The sequence below is a fragment of the Mycobacterium sp. genome (assembly GCF_049683355.1).
In the GTDB taxonomy this organism is placed as follows: Bacteria; Actinomycetota; Actinomycetes; order Mycobacteriales; family Mycobacteriaceae; genus Mycobacterium.
Genome location: NZ_JBAUJB010000018.1, coordinates 23166 through 36098 on the forward strand (window position 1 = coordinate 23166; position 12933 = coordinate 36098).

A 12933-nucleotide genomic window follows, 5' to 3' on the forward strand; every position below is an offset into this window, starting at 1 on the left:
AGTAGGGCCCAATGAACCAGCGAGAATCCTCGGGCCTGCCCCTGCGCGCCATGGTGATGGTGCTGCTGTTCCTCGGCGTGGTCTTCCTGCTCGTCGCGTTCCAGGCGCTGCGCAGCGACTCCGACGGTGCCGGCGACTCCTCGGTCGCCACGACGACGCTCAGCACCACGCCCACCACCACACCGCCGCCCGCCGAACCCGCCAGACCCGACGTGCGGGTGTTCAACATCTCCGAGGCTCCAGGCGTCGCCGAGGACACGGCCAACCGGCTGCGGGACGAGGGCTGGAACGTGACCGAAACCGGCAACCTGACCTTGCCGGAGACCACGGTCACCACGGTGTTCTTCAGTGATGCCCCGGGCGAGCAGCAGGCCGCCGAAGACCTCGGCCGACTGCTGGAGGCGCCGGTGGCCCCCCGGGTCCCCGAACTGATAGAGCAACCGCCAGGAGTGGTCGTGGCGGTCACCGGTTAGGCTCTTGCACATGCTCAGGACCGTCGCCGCCGTCACCTTGTTCGCCGTGCCCGCTCTCGCGTTGACCGCCTGCAGTCCCAACGAACCCATCGCCGACACGCCCGGAACCACGCCGTCGGTCTGGACCGGTTCGCCGTCGCCGTCGGCCTCTCCCGGCGAGCAGGGCGGGGGCGCGCAGGAGGGTTCCAGTGGTGAGACGCTCACCGCCGACCTGAATCTGCCTGACGGCACCACCATCGCCACCGCCGACATCGAGTTCTCCGACGGGTACGCCACGGTCACCGTGCAGACCACCGTCGCCGGTGAGCTCGCCCCCGGCTTCCACGGAATGCACATCCATTCGATCGGCACGTGCGAGGCCGACTCCGTCGCGCCGACCGGCGGTGCTCCCGCCGACTTCGCCTCCGCCGGGGGCCATCTGCAGGTGCCGGGCCACAGTGGACACCCCGCAAGCGGTGACCTGTCCTCGCTGCAGGTACGCGAAGACGGTTCGGCGATGCTGGTGACCACCACCGACGCGTTCACCGCCGAGGAACTGCTGGGCGGCACCGGAACCGCGATCATCATCCACGAGGACGCCGACAACTTCGCCAACATCCCGCCAGAGCGTTACCAGCAGGTCAACGGTGATCCGCCGCCGGATCAGACCACCCTGGCGACCGGCGACGCCGGAGCACGGGTGGCTTGCGGTGTCATCACGGGGTCCTGACCGCGAGGCGAGTAGCCGCATCGATTTTGTCGGGTCGGCCCGGCCGACCCTGGGCGTCGAATGGGAGTTCGCGCTCGTCGACGCCGAGACCCGTGACCTGAGCAACGAAGCCGCCACCGTGATCGCCGAGCTCGGCGAGAACCCGCATGTGCACAAGGAACTGCTGCGCAACACCGTCGAGATCGTCACGGGCATCTGTGACAACGTCGGCGAGGCGATGGACGATCTGGCCTCGACGCTGCGTCCGGTGCGCACCGTGGTCCGGGAACGCGGCATGGAGTTGTTCTGCGCGGGCACCCACCCGTTCGCGAACTGGTCGGCGCAGAAGCTGACCGACAACCCGCGCTACGCAGAGCTGATCAAACGCACCCAGTGGTGGGGTCGGCAGATGCTGATCTGGGGTGTGCACGTCCACGTCGGGGTGTCCTCGGCCCACAAGGTGATGCCGATAGTCACCTCGATGCTCAACCACTATCCGCACCTGCTGGCACTGTCGGCGTCGTCTCCGTTCTGGGAGGGCGAGGACACCGGTTATGCCAGCAACCGCGCCATGATGTTCCAGCAGCTGCCGACCGCCGGTCTGCCCTTCCACTTCCAGGAGTGGCGCGAGTTCGAACGTTTCGTCGGTGACCAGAAGAAGACCGGCATCATCGACCACATGAACGAGATCCGTTGGGATGTGCGGCCTTCCCCACATCTGGGGACCATCGAGGTCCGGATCTTCGACGGGGTGTCGAACCTTCGCGAGCTTTCGGCGTTGGTCGCATTGACACACTGCCTGATCGTCGACCTGGACCGGCGCCTGGACGCCGGGGAGGCGCTGCCGGTGATGCCGCCGTGGCATGTCCAGGAGAACAAGTGGCGAGCGGCCCGCTACGGGCTCGACGCCATCATCATCCGCGACGCCGACAGCAACGAACGGCTCGTCACCGAGGATCTGGACAACCTGCTGGAACGGCTTGTGCCGGTGGCGGAATCGCTGTCGTGTGTCAACGAACTCGCCCGGGTCGCCGACATCTACCGCGTCGGTGCGTCCTATCAGCGGCAGCGCCGGGTGGCCGAGGAACACGACGGTGACCTGCGTACCGTCGTCGACGCGCTGGTCGCCGAACTGGTGGTGTGACGTGCCGACGCTGCCGATGTTCCCGCTCGAGGTGGCGATGCTGCCCGGCGAGGAGTTGCCGCTGCGGATCTTCGAGCCGAGGTACGCGGCACTGGTGCAAACCTGCCTGGCTGCAGACGATCCCGCGTTCGGGGTGGTGCTGATCGAAGCAGGCCGGGAGGTCGGCGGCGGGGACAGCAGAAGCGACGTCGGTGCGCTGGCCCACATCACCGAGCACGCCGACCTGGGTGCGGGCCGCTGCCGGCTGAAATGTGTCATAGGGGAGCGGTTTCGGGTGCTGGAGTGGCAGCCCGACAATCCGTACCCCCAGGCGGCGGTCGAGTTGTGGCCGGACGCGCCCGGCGATCCCGTCGACGTGGCCGCGATCCGCGACATCGAGGACCGGATGGTGGGATTGTTCGAGCGCATCGCCGCGGTGCGCGGCGTACAGGTCAATGCGCGCGACATCGTGCTCGGCGCCGACGAATCCGGTGACGCCGCGAAGTGGTTGTACGCCTTGGCCACCCGGCTCCCGATCGGTCAGGCCGACAAGTACGCGGTGCTCGCGGCCCCGACCGCCGCCGATCGGGTGGTGGCACTTTCCGAGGCGGTGGACACCGTCATCGCGATGGTGGAGTTCCAGCTGTCCGAGTGAGGTTGCTCAACCCAGCCGGCCCTCGATGAAGCCGCCCGCGGTGGAAGGCAACCGGCCGGTGTGGCCGGTTTCGCGGTGGTAGCGCCCCATCAGTGCGCGGGCGTCGAAGGCGGTGATCTCCCACCCGCGGCAACACAGCGCGTTGCCGATGTCCTCCACCGTCGGCTCGCCGGCGTCCACGGCGATCCGGCTGCCCCGCGTGCTGAGCAGCGAGATCTGGTCGAACAACGGGTTCCAGGCGCCGTCGGGCAGCGCGGGCAGCACTCCCTCCACCGCCCACACCGTCGGCTCGCATGGGTCGAACCCGCCCGCGCGCAACGACTTCGACCAGTCCACATCCGCGGCCACCGGGACCGGAACGTATTCGATCCGGGTGTTCTCGCCCGCCGCACGCATGGTCTCGCTCTTGTAGGCCAACACGTGCGGGCGGTCGACCTCGTAGACGACGGTGTCGGCCAGCCAGGGCAGGCGCCACGGCCGGGTGTCCAGGCCCGCCGCCAGGACCACGACCTGCGCCAGCCCCCCGGCGCCGGCGGCGACGAGGAACTCGTCGAACCACTTCGTGCGGGCGGCGACCACCGCCGACAACTCCGGGTCGCAATCTTCGTCGCGACCGGCGACGCCCAGTCCGTCCAGCAGCGCCCCGGCATACGGATCGGCGACCATCGGACGGCGGGACGCCAACTCCGCCGCTCTCACCTTTGCCGCGTCGACCGCATCCAGGCAGGGGCCTTCGCGGACGGGTGCGTCACTGCCTCGAGGAGTCACTATGGCCGGGTTCCCTGTCGGGGCCCAAATCATGCAGTGCGTCGGCGGTCGGCCACGGTCAGCCTTCCGGACGCTTGTCGCCCAGCTCGTCGACGGTCATCAGGTCTTTGCGGTAGGTGCTCTCGCGATAGACCACCTGGCTGACCCGCATCGCGATCACCGGAGCGGTGATCACGGTGAACAGGCCGGCCAGGATGAGCACGCCGACGTCGACGCTGCCGCGCAACCGGATCGACGCTCCGGCCAGCACCAGCAGCAGGCCGAGAACCTGAGGCTTGGATGCGGCGTGCATCCGCGACAGCGTGTCCGGGAACCGCACCACGCCGATGGCTGCGGTCAGCGCCAACACTGAGCCGCCGAGCACCAGAAGTCCTGAGATCACGTCGATGGCGTTCATGGCTGCGGCGGTCCGTTCTCGTCGGGAACCCGGAAGCGCGCCACACTGACCGACCCGACGAAACTCATCAACGACAGGGCGACGATGCCGTACTTCACGGTGGTGTCCAGGCTGAAGGCGGCCCAGGTCGCCAACCCGCACATCACCACGGCGATCAGGGTGTCGGTGGCCACCAGCCGGTCCATGGTGTTCGGCCCGGCCAGTACCCGGTACATGGTGATGGCGGCAGCGGTCACCAGGATGACGGCGCTGGCTGCCCAGATCACGTTCACGGAGTCGCCTCCTGCGCCGCAGGCCGCCATTCGTGCTCCCGTTCGAAGGCGGCGATGACCAGTTTCTCGAGATGGGCCAGCTGCTTGTAGAAATCCGCAATGGCGCCGTCTGCCCGTACGTCCAGGATGTGGACGTACAGGATTCGCCGGGCCTGATCGATGTCGACGACCATGGTGCCTGGAATCAGCGTCAGGATCGCCGCGATGAGCGCCAGCGTCAGGTCGGACTTCACCGACAGCGGAGCCCGCACGAGTGCGCTCTGCGGAGGCGGCCCGGACCGCACGGTGAGCCAGGCGAGCTGGGTGCTGGCCTTGATCAGATCGATTACTACCCGCCCCAGCAGTCGCAGCAGCGACAAAGGATGCAGTCGGCCCTGCACCGGCACCACGGGGAGCGGCAACAGCACGGTGATCAGCAGCGCGACCGCGAACCCGGCCAGGATGTTGGCGGCCGAGACGGTGCCCCACAACATCACCCACACCACTGTCATCCAGCAGACCAGCCCGATGCGGAGACAGTACTTGCGAGTCATGACGGCCCCTCGAGTACGGCGCTGACGTAGTTCTGCCGATCGAACAACTGGCCGGCGGCGCGCTCACTGTAGGCGAAGATCGGTCCGGCCAACACGGTGAGCGCGAGGCCCACGCCGATGAGGGCGACGGTGGGCGCCACCATGCCGACCGGCATCCTGCCTACGTCGGCGCGGTCGTTGAACTCGACATCGCCGCCACCGTCGGCGATCAAGGCGGTGGGCGCCGCCATCGCGAGCTGACCTTCGGGTGCCTCGGCGCGCGGACGCCAGAAGACCTTCGCATAAACCCGTGCCATCACATACAGCGTGAGCAGGCTCGTCACCACGCCGCTGCCCACCAGGGTCCAGGCCAGCACCGCACCGTCGGCCGCGCCGGCCTCCAGCAACGCCACCTTGCCGATGAACCCTGAAAACGGAGGAATCCCACCGAGATTGAGTGCCGGGATCAGATAGAGGGCGGCAAGCAGCGGACTGGCCGTGGCCAGGCCGCCCAGCCTCCTCAGCGTCGCCGCACCGCCCTGGCGCTCGATCAGACCCACGACGAGGAACAGCGTGGTCTGCACGATGATGTGGTGTGCGGCGTAGTAGATCGCGCCCGACAGCGCCAACTGGGTGGCCAGCGCCACCCCGAAGATCATGTAGCCGATGTGGCTCACCAGAGTGAACGACAGCAACCTCTTGATGTCGTTCTGCGCGATCGCGCCGAAGATACCCAGCAGCATGGTGGCCAGCGCCGCCACCAGCAGCACCGGGTTCAGCCCCACATCGGGGAACAACAGGGTGTGCGTCCGGATGATCGCGTACACCCCGACCTTCGTCAGCAGGCCGGCGAACACTGCCGTCACCGGTGCCGGAGCCGTCGGATAGGAGTCCGGTAGCCACGCGTACAGAGGGAACACCGCGGCCTTGATGCCGAAGGCGACCATCAGGATCGCGAACAGCGCGCTGCGGGTACCCGGGCTCACGTCGTCGAGACGGACCGCCAACTCGGCCATGTTGACCGTGCCCGCCGCCGCGTAGACCAGCGCCACACCGGTGAGGAATATCATCGACGACACCATCGAGACCATGACGTAGACGACGCCGGCCCGAATCCGCGCGGTGTTGCCGCCCACGGTGAGCAGCACGAAACTGGCCGCCAGCAGGACCTCGAATCCGACGAACAGGTTGAACAGGTCGCCGGCCAGGAAAGCGATGGACACCCCGGCCGCCAACGCCAGGTAGGTCGGGGCGAAGATCGACACCGGCTGACGGTCGTCACCGTCGCGCATCCCCTGACCGATGGCGAACAGGATCACGGTCAGCAACACGATGGACGACACCACCAGCATCAGCGCCGACAGCCGGTCGACCACCATCGAGATGCCGAGCGGTCCGAGCCCCTGCTCCGTCGGACCCCACCCGCCTACCTGCACCACCAGCGTGTCCCCGCGATCGGCGAGGAACAGCAGCGCCACCGCGACGGCCAGCACCGCCGACAGTGCGACCAGAGTGATCAGCCGTTGCAGCCGGGGCCGGCGGCCGGCGATCAGGGTGGCCGCTGCCGCCAGCATCGGGATCAGCACCGGCAGCGGGATCAGCATCGCCGCCGCGCTCACTTCTCGGCCTCCTCGTCGGGCAGCTCGTCCAGGTCGGCCCTCTGGTCTGCAGCGCGGGCTGGTCGCTGCGTCACGACGTCGCGGTGATCGTCCTCGCTACGCTCTGCGACCCGAACGTCCTCGGGGTCCCGTCCGACCTCCTCGGCGGTGGTGAGCTGATACGAGCGGTACGCCAGCGCCAGCATGAACGCGGCCACACCCATCGTGATGACGATGGCGGTCAGGATCATCGCCTGCGCCAGCGGGTCGGCGATGGTTTCGCGGTCGGCGACGGTGCGTCCGCGTACCGGCGGGTTGCCCGACGGGCCGGCCGTGATCAGCAGCAGCAGGTTGACGGCGTTGCTGATCAGCAGCACCCCGAGCAGCATCCGGGTCAAGCTCCGATCGAGGACCAGGTAGACACCACAACTGAGCATCGCGCCGATGGCGACGAGGCCGACCAGAGACGGGCTCATGCGGTTCCCGCTTCCGGCGCCGAAGCCGCCGGTTGCCGGCCGATCTCTTCGTCCAGCCGCGCACCGAGGCTGCGCAGGATGTCGAGTACCAGACCGACCACGATCAAATACACTCCTGCATCGAAGAACAACGAGGTCACGAGCTTGACATCACCCAGCACCGGCAGCGTGGCCTCCAGCGTGGCCGACGACAGCACCGGGGCGCCCAGGAACAGCGACACCACCGCGGTGCCCGCGGCCAGCGTCAATCCGGCGCCCAGCACCTTGCCGGCGTCAAAGGGCAGCGCCTCGCCCAGTTCGTAACGACCGCCTGCCAGGTAGCGCAGCGTCAGCGCCACGCCCGCGGTGAGCCCGCCGGCGAACCCGCCGCCGGGGGTGTTGTGACCGGTGAAGAAGAAGTACAACGACAGCGCCATGATCAGTGGAAACACCAGGCGGGTGGCGACCTCGAGGACCAGCGAACGCTCACCGGGTTCCCGGAAGACATTCCCCCGCAGCAGGATGGAGGGGGACGGGCGGGATTGGTCGGACGGGCTCTCGGTGGTCCGGCGGGGGCTGGGCACACGCGGCGCCGCACCGAACCGGCGGTGGCGGAACACCATCGAGGCCACCCCGGTCGCGGCGATCAGCAGCACGCAGACCTCGCCGAGGGTGTCCCAGGCGCGGATGTCGACGAGGATCACGTTGACCGCATTCGACCCGTCACCGCGGTAGTACGCCGCGTCGGGCAGCAGCGTGGAGACGGGCACGGTGCTGCGGGCGGCCATCGCGAACGCCGCCACGGTCACCACCGTCGCGCCGACCGCCAGGGACAGCGCCGCGCGCGACCACCGCAGCCGCTTGACCGTCGCGGCATCCGTTTCGGCCGGCAGCGTTCGCAGCACCAGGACGAACACCACCAGCAGGACCGTCTCCACCAGAAACTGCGTCAGCGCGAGATCCGGCGCGCCGTGCAACGCGAACACCACACCGGTGCCGTACCCGGTGAGGCTGATCAGCAATACCACCGCCAGCCGGTTGCGGGTGACCGTCGCCCCCAGCGCCGCCGCGATGATCAACAGCCCGATCACGGCCTGCAACGGAGAGTCCCACGGGCGGAACTCGACTCGATCGCGTGCGCCCCAGGCCAGCATGGTGATCGGCAGCACCACCAGCGTGGCCATCACGGTCGCCTGGATCGCCGGAACCGACCCGCGCTGGGTCACCCCGGTGGCCCGCAGCGAAAGGCGGTCTGCGGCACGGACCACGCTGTCGTAGCGTTCGTCGGCGTCGCCCAGCGAAAGCCAGCGGCTTCGGACGCGGGGTAGTCGGCGACGACCGAAGAAGGCGGCCGTGCCCACTGCGATCACCAAGGCCGACAGCACCACCGGCAGGCCGAAGCCGTGCCACAGCGCCAAGTGGTAGTCGACGCCGCCGGGCAAGGTGCGGGCGTAGGTGCTCAGCGCCGAATCGATCGGGGACGGGAACACGCCGAAGGTCAGACCGGCGGTGGCCAGCACCGCGGGTGGGGCGAGGAACACCGCCGACGGCCGGTGCATCTGAGCCACCAGCCGGGACGGTTCGGACTCGCCCTTGCGGGCGAACCCGCCCCACACCACACGCAGGCTGTACATCAAGGTGAACGTCGAGCCGAACACGATCGCGGCGAGCACGAACGGCGCGCTGGCGCCGAGCGCCTCGCTGTGCAACAACGTCTCGAAGTCGGCTTCCTTGGCGACGAAACCGAAGAACGGCGGCAGTCCGGCCATGCTGGCGGCCGCGGCGGCCGCGATGACCAGCAGCGCCGGGCTGCGGGCACCCAGCCCGGCAAGGTGCCGGATGTCGCGGGTGCCGGTGGCGTGGTCGATGATCCCCACCACCATGAACAGCGTGGCCTTGAACATCGCGTGCGCGCACAGCAACGCCAGCCCGGCCAGCATCATGTCACCGCCGCCGGTGCCGACCATCACGGTGATCATCCCGAGCTGACTCACCGTGCCGTAGGCCAGGACCAGCTTGAGGTCGTATTCGCGCAGCGCCCGCCAACCGGCGATGATCAACGTCAGAGAGCCGAGGATCACGACCGTCGGCCGCCACGGCGGCACATCCGCGAATCCCGGCGTCAGCCGGGCCACCAGGTACACCCCGGCCTTCACCATCGCCGCCGCGTGTAGGTACGCGCTCACCGGGGTCGGCGCCGCCATCGCGCCGGGCAACCAGAAGTGCAGTGGCACCAGTGCCGACTTGCTGACCACCCCCACCAGTACCAGGCCCAGCGCGACGCTGACCGCGATGCCTCCGGGAGGTGCCGCGACGAGCTCGGAGAGCAGATAGGTGCCCGAGACGGTGCCCAGCACGATGATGCCCACCAGCATGGAAAGCCCGCCGGCGGTGGTGACCAGCAGCGCCTGCATGGCCGCCCGACGGCTCGTCGCCCGCTCGACATAGTGGCCCACCAGCAGGAACGACAGCACTGTGGTGAGTTCCCAGAACACGTAGAGCAGCAGCATGTTGTCTGCGGTGACGAGGCCGAACATCGCGCCCGCGAAGGCCACCAGCTCGGCGGCGAAGCTGGGCAGTCGGTCCTCCCGACGGCCGTCGGGATGTTGGAAGTACTCGGTGCAGTACAACAGCACCAGCGCCCCGATGCCCAGCACGATCAGGCTCATCACAGCGGAAAGCGGATCAAACCGCAGCGCGATGTTCATGGAAAGCTCGGGCACCCACGGGATATCAACCCGGGCCTGATGGCCGGCGCCGGGCCAGTTCATCGCGACCCAGATCAGTGAGCCGGCGGGTACCAGGGCGAGCACATAGAAGGCCCGACGATCCCACCGTCGCACCAGGACCGGTGCCACCGCGGCGGCGACCGCGTGGGCAAGCAGTATCGCGAGCATGAACTCCGGGGGTTCGCGGGGGTGCGCTGGTGAGCTGGCGTGGTCAGTCTACGGGAGCACCCTTTCCGGCTCCTTCTCCCGGCGCGGGCTGGACATGGGTCGGTGCACCCGGCGCGCCCCGGCCGCCCTGCACCATCGCCAGGATCTGGTCTTCGGCCTCGGATGCGGCGACGAAAAGCAATTCGTCGCCGGTCTGCAGAATCTGCGATGGTTCGGCGACGATCAGCCGCTTGGTACGCAGTACCGCCACCAACGCGCTGCCGGCGGGCATCCGCAAATCGTCCACGCGCTGGCCGACCAGCGGGCTGCCTTCCGGCAGCTTGAACTTCGCGACGTTGGCCGGACCCACCCTGCCGAGTGCCATCAGACGCACCAGGTGACCGACGTCGATCGCGCCCTCGACCGCCGCGACCATCGCCAAGGGCGTCGAGACCGCGACATCAACGCCCCACGCCGCGGTGAACAGCCATTCGTTGTGGGCGTCATTGATGCGGGCGACGACCCGGCCCACGCCGAACTCCGTCTTGGCGAGCAGCGCCATCGCGAGATTCGCCTTGTCGTCTCCGGTGGCGGCGATCGCGACATCGCAGATCTGTAGTTCGGCCTCCTCGAGGGAGGACAGCTCGCACGCGTCGGCCAGGAACCAGTCGGCGCCGGGCACGGACGCCGGCACATACCGCGCGATGTTCTGCTCGATCAGCAGCACCTTGTGGCCGTAGTCAACCAACTCCGTGGCAACCGAGCGGCCGACCGCACCGGCTCCGGCGACCGCTATCCGCATGGTTGGCTCCTCGAGGCCTGAAATACTGACGCGGATTCTAGCTGCGGCACAACTGGGAACGAGGTCGACTTGAGCCTGCACCAGCTGTACGTCGCGCTGCTCATCGGCGGCCTGGTGCTGCTGGCGAGCATCATCGCGACCCGGCTGGCGAGCGGTGTCGGTCTGCCCAGTCTGCTGCTGTTCCTCGGGGTCGGGGTGTTCGTCGGCGAGTCGGGCCTCGGCTTGAACTTCGACGATGCCCAACTCGCTCAGAACCTCGGTATCGCGGCGCTGGGTGTCATCCTCGTCGAAGGCGGTCTGACCACCAGGTTGACCGACATCCGGAACGTGCTTGCACTGGCCAGCGTGCTCGCCACGGTCGGGGTCGGGGTGAGCACGCTGGTCACGGCGTCATGTGTGCACCTGTTGCTGGGCGTCAATTGGCAGTTGGCGCTGCTGCTGGGGGCGATCGTGTCCAGCACCGACGCCGCGGCGGTGTTCTCGGTGCTGCGCGTGGTCCCGCTGCCGCGGCGGGTCGGCGGGATGCTCGAGGCCGAGTCGGGCATCAACGACGCGCCCGCGGTCATCCTGGTGTTGCTGTTCGTCACCACGCCCCTCGAGTTGGAGCCCGCGCGGATCGTGGTGACTCTGGTCTACAACCTCGGCGTCGGCATTTTGATCGGGTTGGCGTGCGGCTTCCTCGGGGCCATGGCGTTGCGGCGGATCGCGTTGCCCGCGGCCGGGCTGTACCCACTGGCGACCTTCGGCCTGGGCATGCTGGCGTTCGCGGCCGGCGGCGCCGCGAATGCCAGCGCTTTCGTTGCGGCGTACCTGGCCAGCGTGGTCCTCGCCAATTCCGGGTTGCCGCACCGTTCGGCGACCCGATCCTTCGCCGAGGGATCGGGCTGGCTGGCCCAGATCGGGCTGTTCGTGTTGCTGGGGCTGCTGGTATCGCCGAGTCAGCTGGTCGGCGATATCGTGCCTGCGGTCGTCGTCGGACTGGTACTACTGCTCGTTGCCCGGCCGGCGTCTGTCATCTTGTCGCTGAGCGGTTTTCGTGTCCCGTGGCGGGAGCAGGCCTTCATCTCCTGGGCGGGGTTGCGCGGCGCGGTGCCCATCGTGCTGGCGACGTATCCGGTCGTCGAGGGCGTTCCCGACAGTGGGCGGCTGCTCAACATCGTGTTCATCCTCGTGGTGGTGTTCACGCTGGTGCAGGGGCCCAGTCTGCGCTTCGTCGCCGAAAGGCTGCGCTTGGTACCGCGCGACGCCACCCGAGAGATCCAGGTGGACGCAGCGCCGCTGGACGTCCTCGATGCCGAGCTCTTGACCATGACGGTGTCACCGGGGTCCCGGCTGCACAACGTCACCGTGTTAGAGCTGCAGTTGCCGGATCCCAGTGTGATCACCCTGATCATCCGGGCGGGCCACTCGTTTGTGCCACAGCCCGTCACCCGCCTGCAAGTCGACGACGAGCTGCTGATCGTGACCACCTCTACGACACGCGACCTGGCTGAGCGCCGGCTGCGGGCAGTCAGCCGGCGGGGCAAGCTGGCGTACTGGTTCGACGAGTACGGCGAACCGGGCTAGCCACTATCCGCCGTTCCGGCGTCAGACGCGCGCAGCCGACGGGCAGCGCGAACGTGACCGGAACCGCGTGCGCGACGACGCCGATGCCCGCCCCGAGGATCGGCCAGACCGGCCAGAAGTACCAGGTGCCGGCGGTCAGCCCGACAACCAGCCACACGGCGAGCACGATGACGACCATCGCCAGATACGCCGCGAGGTGGAACGCGACACCGCGGCGAGCGGCCTCGCGCCGGGCGGCCCGGCGACGGGGATCGCTGCGCCGCAACTGCGCCAGCGGTAGGTCCGACGTCAGGTCGCGCAGTTCCGGGGTGGTCTGCGCGGCGAACGCCGCCTGCAGACGCTTCTCGTATTCACCCATGTCCAGATACCCCTGGGCCAGGGCCTGCCCGAGCAGCGTCGCGACGGACTCCCGGTCGTGGTCGCCGGCGCGCAGGCTGGGGGTGATGGAGTCGCGGAGATCCATGGCCATGCTCCCTCCAAATCTTGACATTGACTAGTTCGACTATGCCGACAGCAACTAGTCGCTGTCAAGATCTATTTCGATCGCGTTGAGACTGAATCGTTGGCGCAAAAGTGTGAGTGCTTCGCGCCGCCCGCGCAGTCTCAACGCAGCGTGCAGCTAGTGGGTGTCGGCGAAGTCCCGCAGCGCGTTGACCTGTGCCGGGTCCAGCGACGGCCGCACCGCCTCGCGGGCTGCGGCGACGTCGGCGGCGGTGACGTCGGCCGCGTCGATGGACCGGCGCATCGC

General features: G+C 68.4%; 15 protein-coding genes. 5 read left to right on the plus strand and 10 right to left on the minus strand.

The window, feature by feature from the left end; genetic code table 11:
- The first annotated feature begins 11 nt into the window (after nt 1–11).
- From WA944_RS01045 to WA944_RS01060, 4 genes are read left to right on the plus strand one after another with little or no spacing between them, the layout of a single operon-like run.
- On the plus strand, nt 12–473 hold the full coding sequence (locus WA944_RS01045; protein WP_526369224.1) for a LytR C-terminal domain-containing protein: 462 nt from the start codon (nt 12–14) through the stop codon (nt 471–473).
- A 10-nt stretch (nt 474–483) separates the two neighbouring features.
- Nucleotides 484–1182 (plus strand): superoxide dismutase[Cu-Zn], encoded by a 699-nt coding sequence (gene sodC / locus WA944_RS01050; protein WP_526609110.1) that lies wholly within the window; start codon nt 484–486, stop codon nt 1180–1182.
- Nucleotides 1163–2305: a glutamate--cysteine ligase gene (locus tag WA944_RS01055; protein ID WP_526373885.1), complete on the plus strand. Its 1143-nt coding sequence runs from the start codon at nt 1163–1165 to the stop codon at nt 2303–2305. Before sodC ends, WA944_RS01055 begins: the two co-directional genes overlap by 20 nt.
- 1 nt (nt 2306) lies before the next feature.
- A complete protein-coding gene (locus WA944_RS01060; RefSeq protein ID WP_526373884.1) occupies nt 2307–2939 on the plus strand; it encodes an LON peptidase substrate-binding domain-containing protein in 633 nt (210 codons plus the stop codon).
- A gap of 6 nt (nt 2940–2945) precedes the next feature.
- Here the strand turns inward: WA944_RS01060 and WA944_RS01065 are convergent, their stop codons facing one another.
- The 8 genes from WA944_RS01065 to WA944_RS01100 are packed head-to-tail and all read right to left on the minus strand — an operon-like array spanning nt 2946 to nt 10619.
- Entirely contained in the window at nt 2946–3740 is a 795-nt protein-coding gene (locus WA944_RS01065; RefSeq protein WP_526373883.1) for a class I SAM-dependent methyltransferase, read from the minus strand.
- 25 nt (nt 3741–3765) lie between these two features.
- Nucleotides 3766–4104, minus strand: a complete 339-nt coding sequence (locus WA944_RS01070; protein ID WP_526373882.1) for a cation:proton antiporter — start codon at nt 4102–4104, stop codon at nt 3766–3768.
- Nucleotides 4101–4406, minus strand: a complete 306-nt coding sequence (locus WA944_RS01075) for a monovalent cation/H+ antiporter complex subunit F (RefSeq protein ID WP_526646112.1) — start codon at nt 4404–4406, stop codon at nt 4101–4103. Before WA944_RS01075 ends, WA944_RS01070 begins: the two co-directional genes overlap by 4 nt.
- Nucleotides 4373–4909: a Na+/H+ antiporter subunit E gene (locus WA944_RS01080; RefSeq protein WP_526373880.1), complete on the minus strand. Its 537-nt coding sequence runs from the start codon at nt 4907–4909 to the stop codon at nt 4373–4375. Before WA944_RS01080 ends, WA944_RS01075 begins: the two co-directional genes overlap by 34 nt.
- Nucleotides 4906–6492 carry a Na+/H+ antiporter subunit D gene (locus WA944_RS01085; RefSeq protein WP_526609117.1) on the minus strand — a complete coding sequence of 529 codons (1587 nt, stop codon included), beginning with the start codon at nt 6490–6492 and terminating at the stop codon, nt 4906–4908. The genes WA944_RS01080 and WA944_RS01085 overlap by 4 nt, the downstream gene beginning before the upstream one ends.
- A gap of 11 nt (nt 6493–6503) precedes the next feature.
- Complete coding sequence (locus WA944_RS01090; protein WP_526373879.1) at nt 6504–6962, minus strand: Na(+)/H(+) antiporter subunit C; 459 nt, start codon at nt 6960–6962, stop codon at nt 6504–6506.
- Entirely contained in the window at nt 6959–9838 is a 2880-nt protein-coding gene (locus WA944_RS01095; protein ID WP_526373878.1) for a Na+/H+ antiporter subunit A, read from the minus strand. The genes WA944_RS01090 and WA944_RS01095 overlap by 4 nt, the downstream gene beginning before the upstream one ends.
- A 43-nt stretch (nt 9839–9881) precedes the next feature.
- Complete coding sequence (locus WA944_RS01100; protein WP_526373877.1) at nt 9882–10619, minus strand: potassium channel family protein; 738 nt, start codon at nt 10617–10619, stop codon at nt 9882–9884.
- Nucleotides 10620–10688: 69 nt separating this feature from the next.
- Between WA944_RS01100 and WA944_RS01105 the strand changes: the two genes are divergently transcribed.
- Nucleotides 10689–12185, plus strand: a complete 1497-nt coding sequence (locus tag WA944_RS01105; RefSeq protein WP_526373876.1) for a potassium/proton antiporter — start codon at nt 10689–10691, stop codon at nt 12183–12185.
- Here WA944_RS01105 and WA944_RS01110 read toward each other — a convergent pair.
- Together WA944_RS01110 and WA944_RS01115 are read right to left on the minus strand one after the other, a co-directional pair.
- The gene (locus tag WA944_RS01110) at nt 12130–12648 is read right to left on the minus strand and encodes a DUF1707 domain-containing protein (protein ID WP_526373875.1); all 519 of its coding nucleotides are present in this window, start codon (nt 12646–12648) and stop codon (nt 12130–12132) included. The genes WA944_RS01105 and WA944_RS01110 overlap by 56 nt on opposite strands.
- 156 nt (nt 12649–12804) lie before the next feature.
- On the minus strand, nt 12805–12933 hold a 129-nt coding region (locus tag WA944_RS01115), incomplete at its 5' end, for a hypothetical protein (protein WP_526646115.1).

Excerpts from the sequence above, each read along its gene's own strand:
- WA944_RS01085 (WP_526609117.1), bottom strand. The coding sequence starts at position 6,492 with ATGCTGATCCCGCTGCCGGTGCTGATCCCGATGCTGGCGGCAGCGGCC.
- sodC (WP_526609110.1), top strand. The coding sequence starts at position 484 with ATGCTCAGGACCGTCGCCGCCGTCACCTTGTTCGCCGTGCCCGCTCTC.
- WA944_RS01065 (WP_526373883.1), bottom strand. The coding sequence starts at position 3,740 with ATGATTTGGGCCCCGACAGGGAACCCGGCCATAGTGACTCCTCGAGGC.
- WA944_RS01080 (WP_526373880.1), bottom strand. The coding sequence starts at position 4,909 with ATGACTCGCAAGTACTGTCTCCGCATCGGGCTGGTCTGCTGGATGACA.
- WA944_RS01090 (WP_526373879.1), bottom strand. The coding sequence starts at position 6,962 with ATGAGCCCGTCTCTGGTCGGCCTCGTCGCCATCGGCGCGATGCTCAGT.
- WA944_RS01045 (WP_526369224.1), top strand. The coding sequence starts at position 12 with ATGAACCAGCGAGAATCCTCGGGCCTGCCCCTGCGCGCCATGGTGATG.
- WA944_RS01070 (WP_526373882.1), bottom strand. The coding sequence starts at position 4,104 with ATGAACGCCATCGACGTGATCTCAGGACTTCTGGTGCTCGGCGGCTCA.
- WA944_RS01095 (WP_526373878.1), bottom strand. The coding sequence starts at position 9,838 with ATGCTCGCGATACTGCTTGCCCACGCGGTCGCCGCCGCGGTGGCACCG.
- WA944_RS01110 (WP_526373875.1), bottom strand. The coding sequence starts at position 12,648 with ATGGATCTCCGCGACTCCATCACCCCCAGCCTGCGCGCCGGCGACCAC.
- WA944_RS01100 (WP_526373877.1), bottom strand. The coding sequence starts at position 10,619 with ATGCGGATAGCGGTCGCCGGAGCCGGTGCGGTCGGCCGCTCGGTTGCC.
- WA944_RS01075 (WP_526646112.1), bottom strand. The coding sequence starts at position 4,406 with ATGGCGGCCTGCGGCGCAGGAGGCGACTCCGTGAACGTGATCTGGGCA.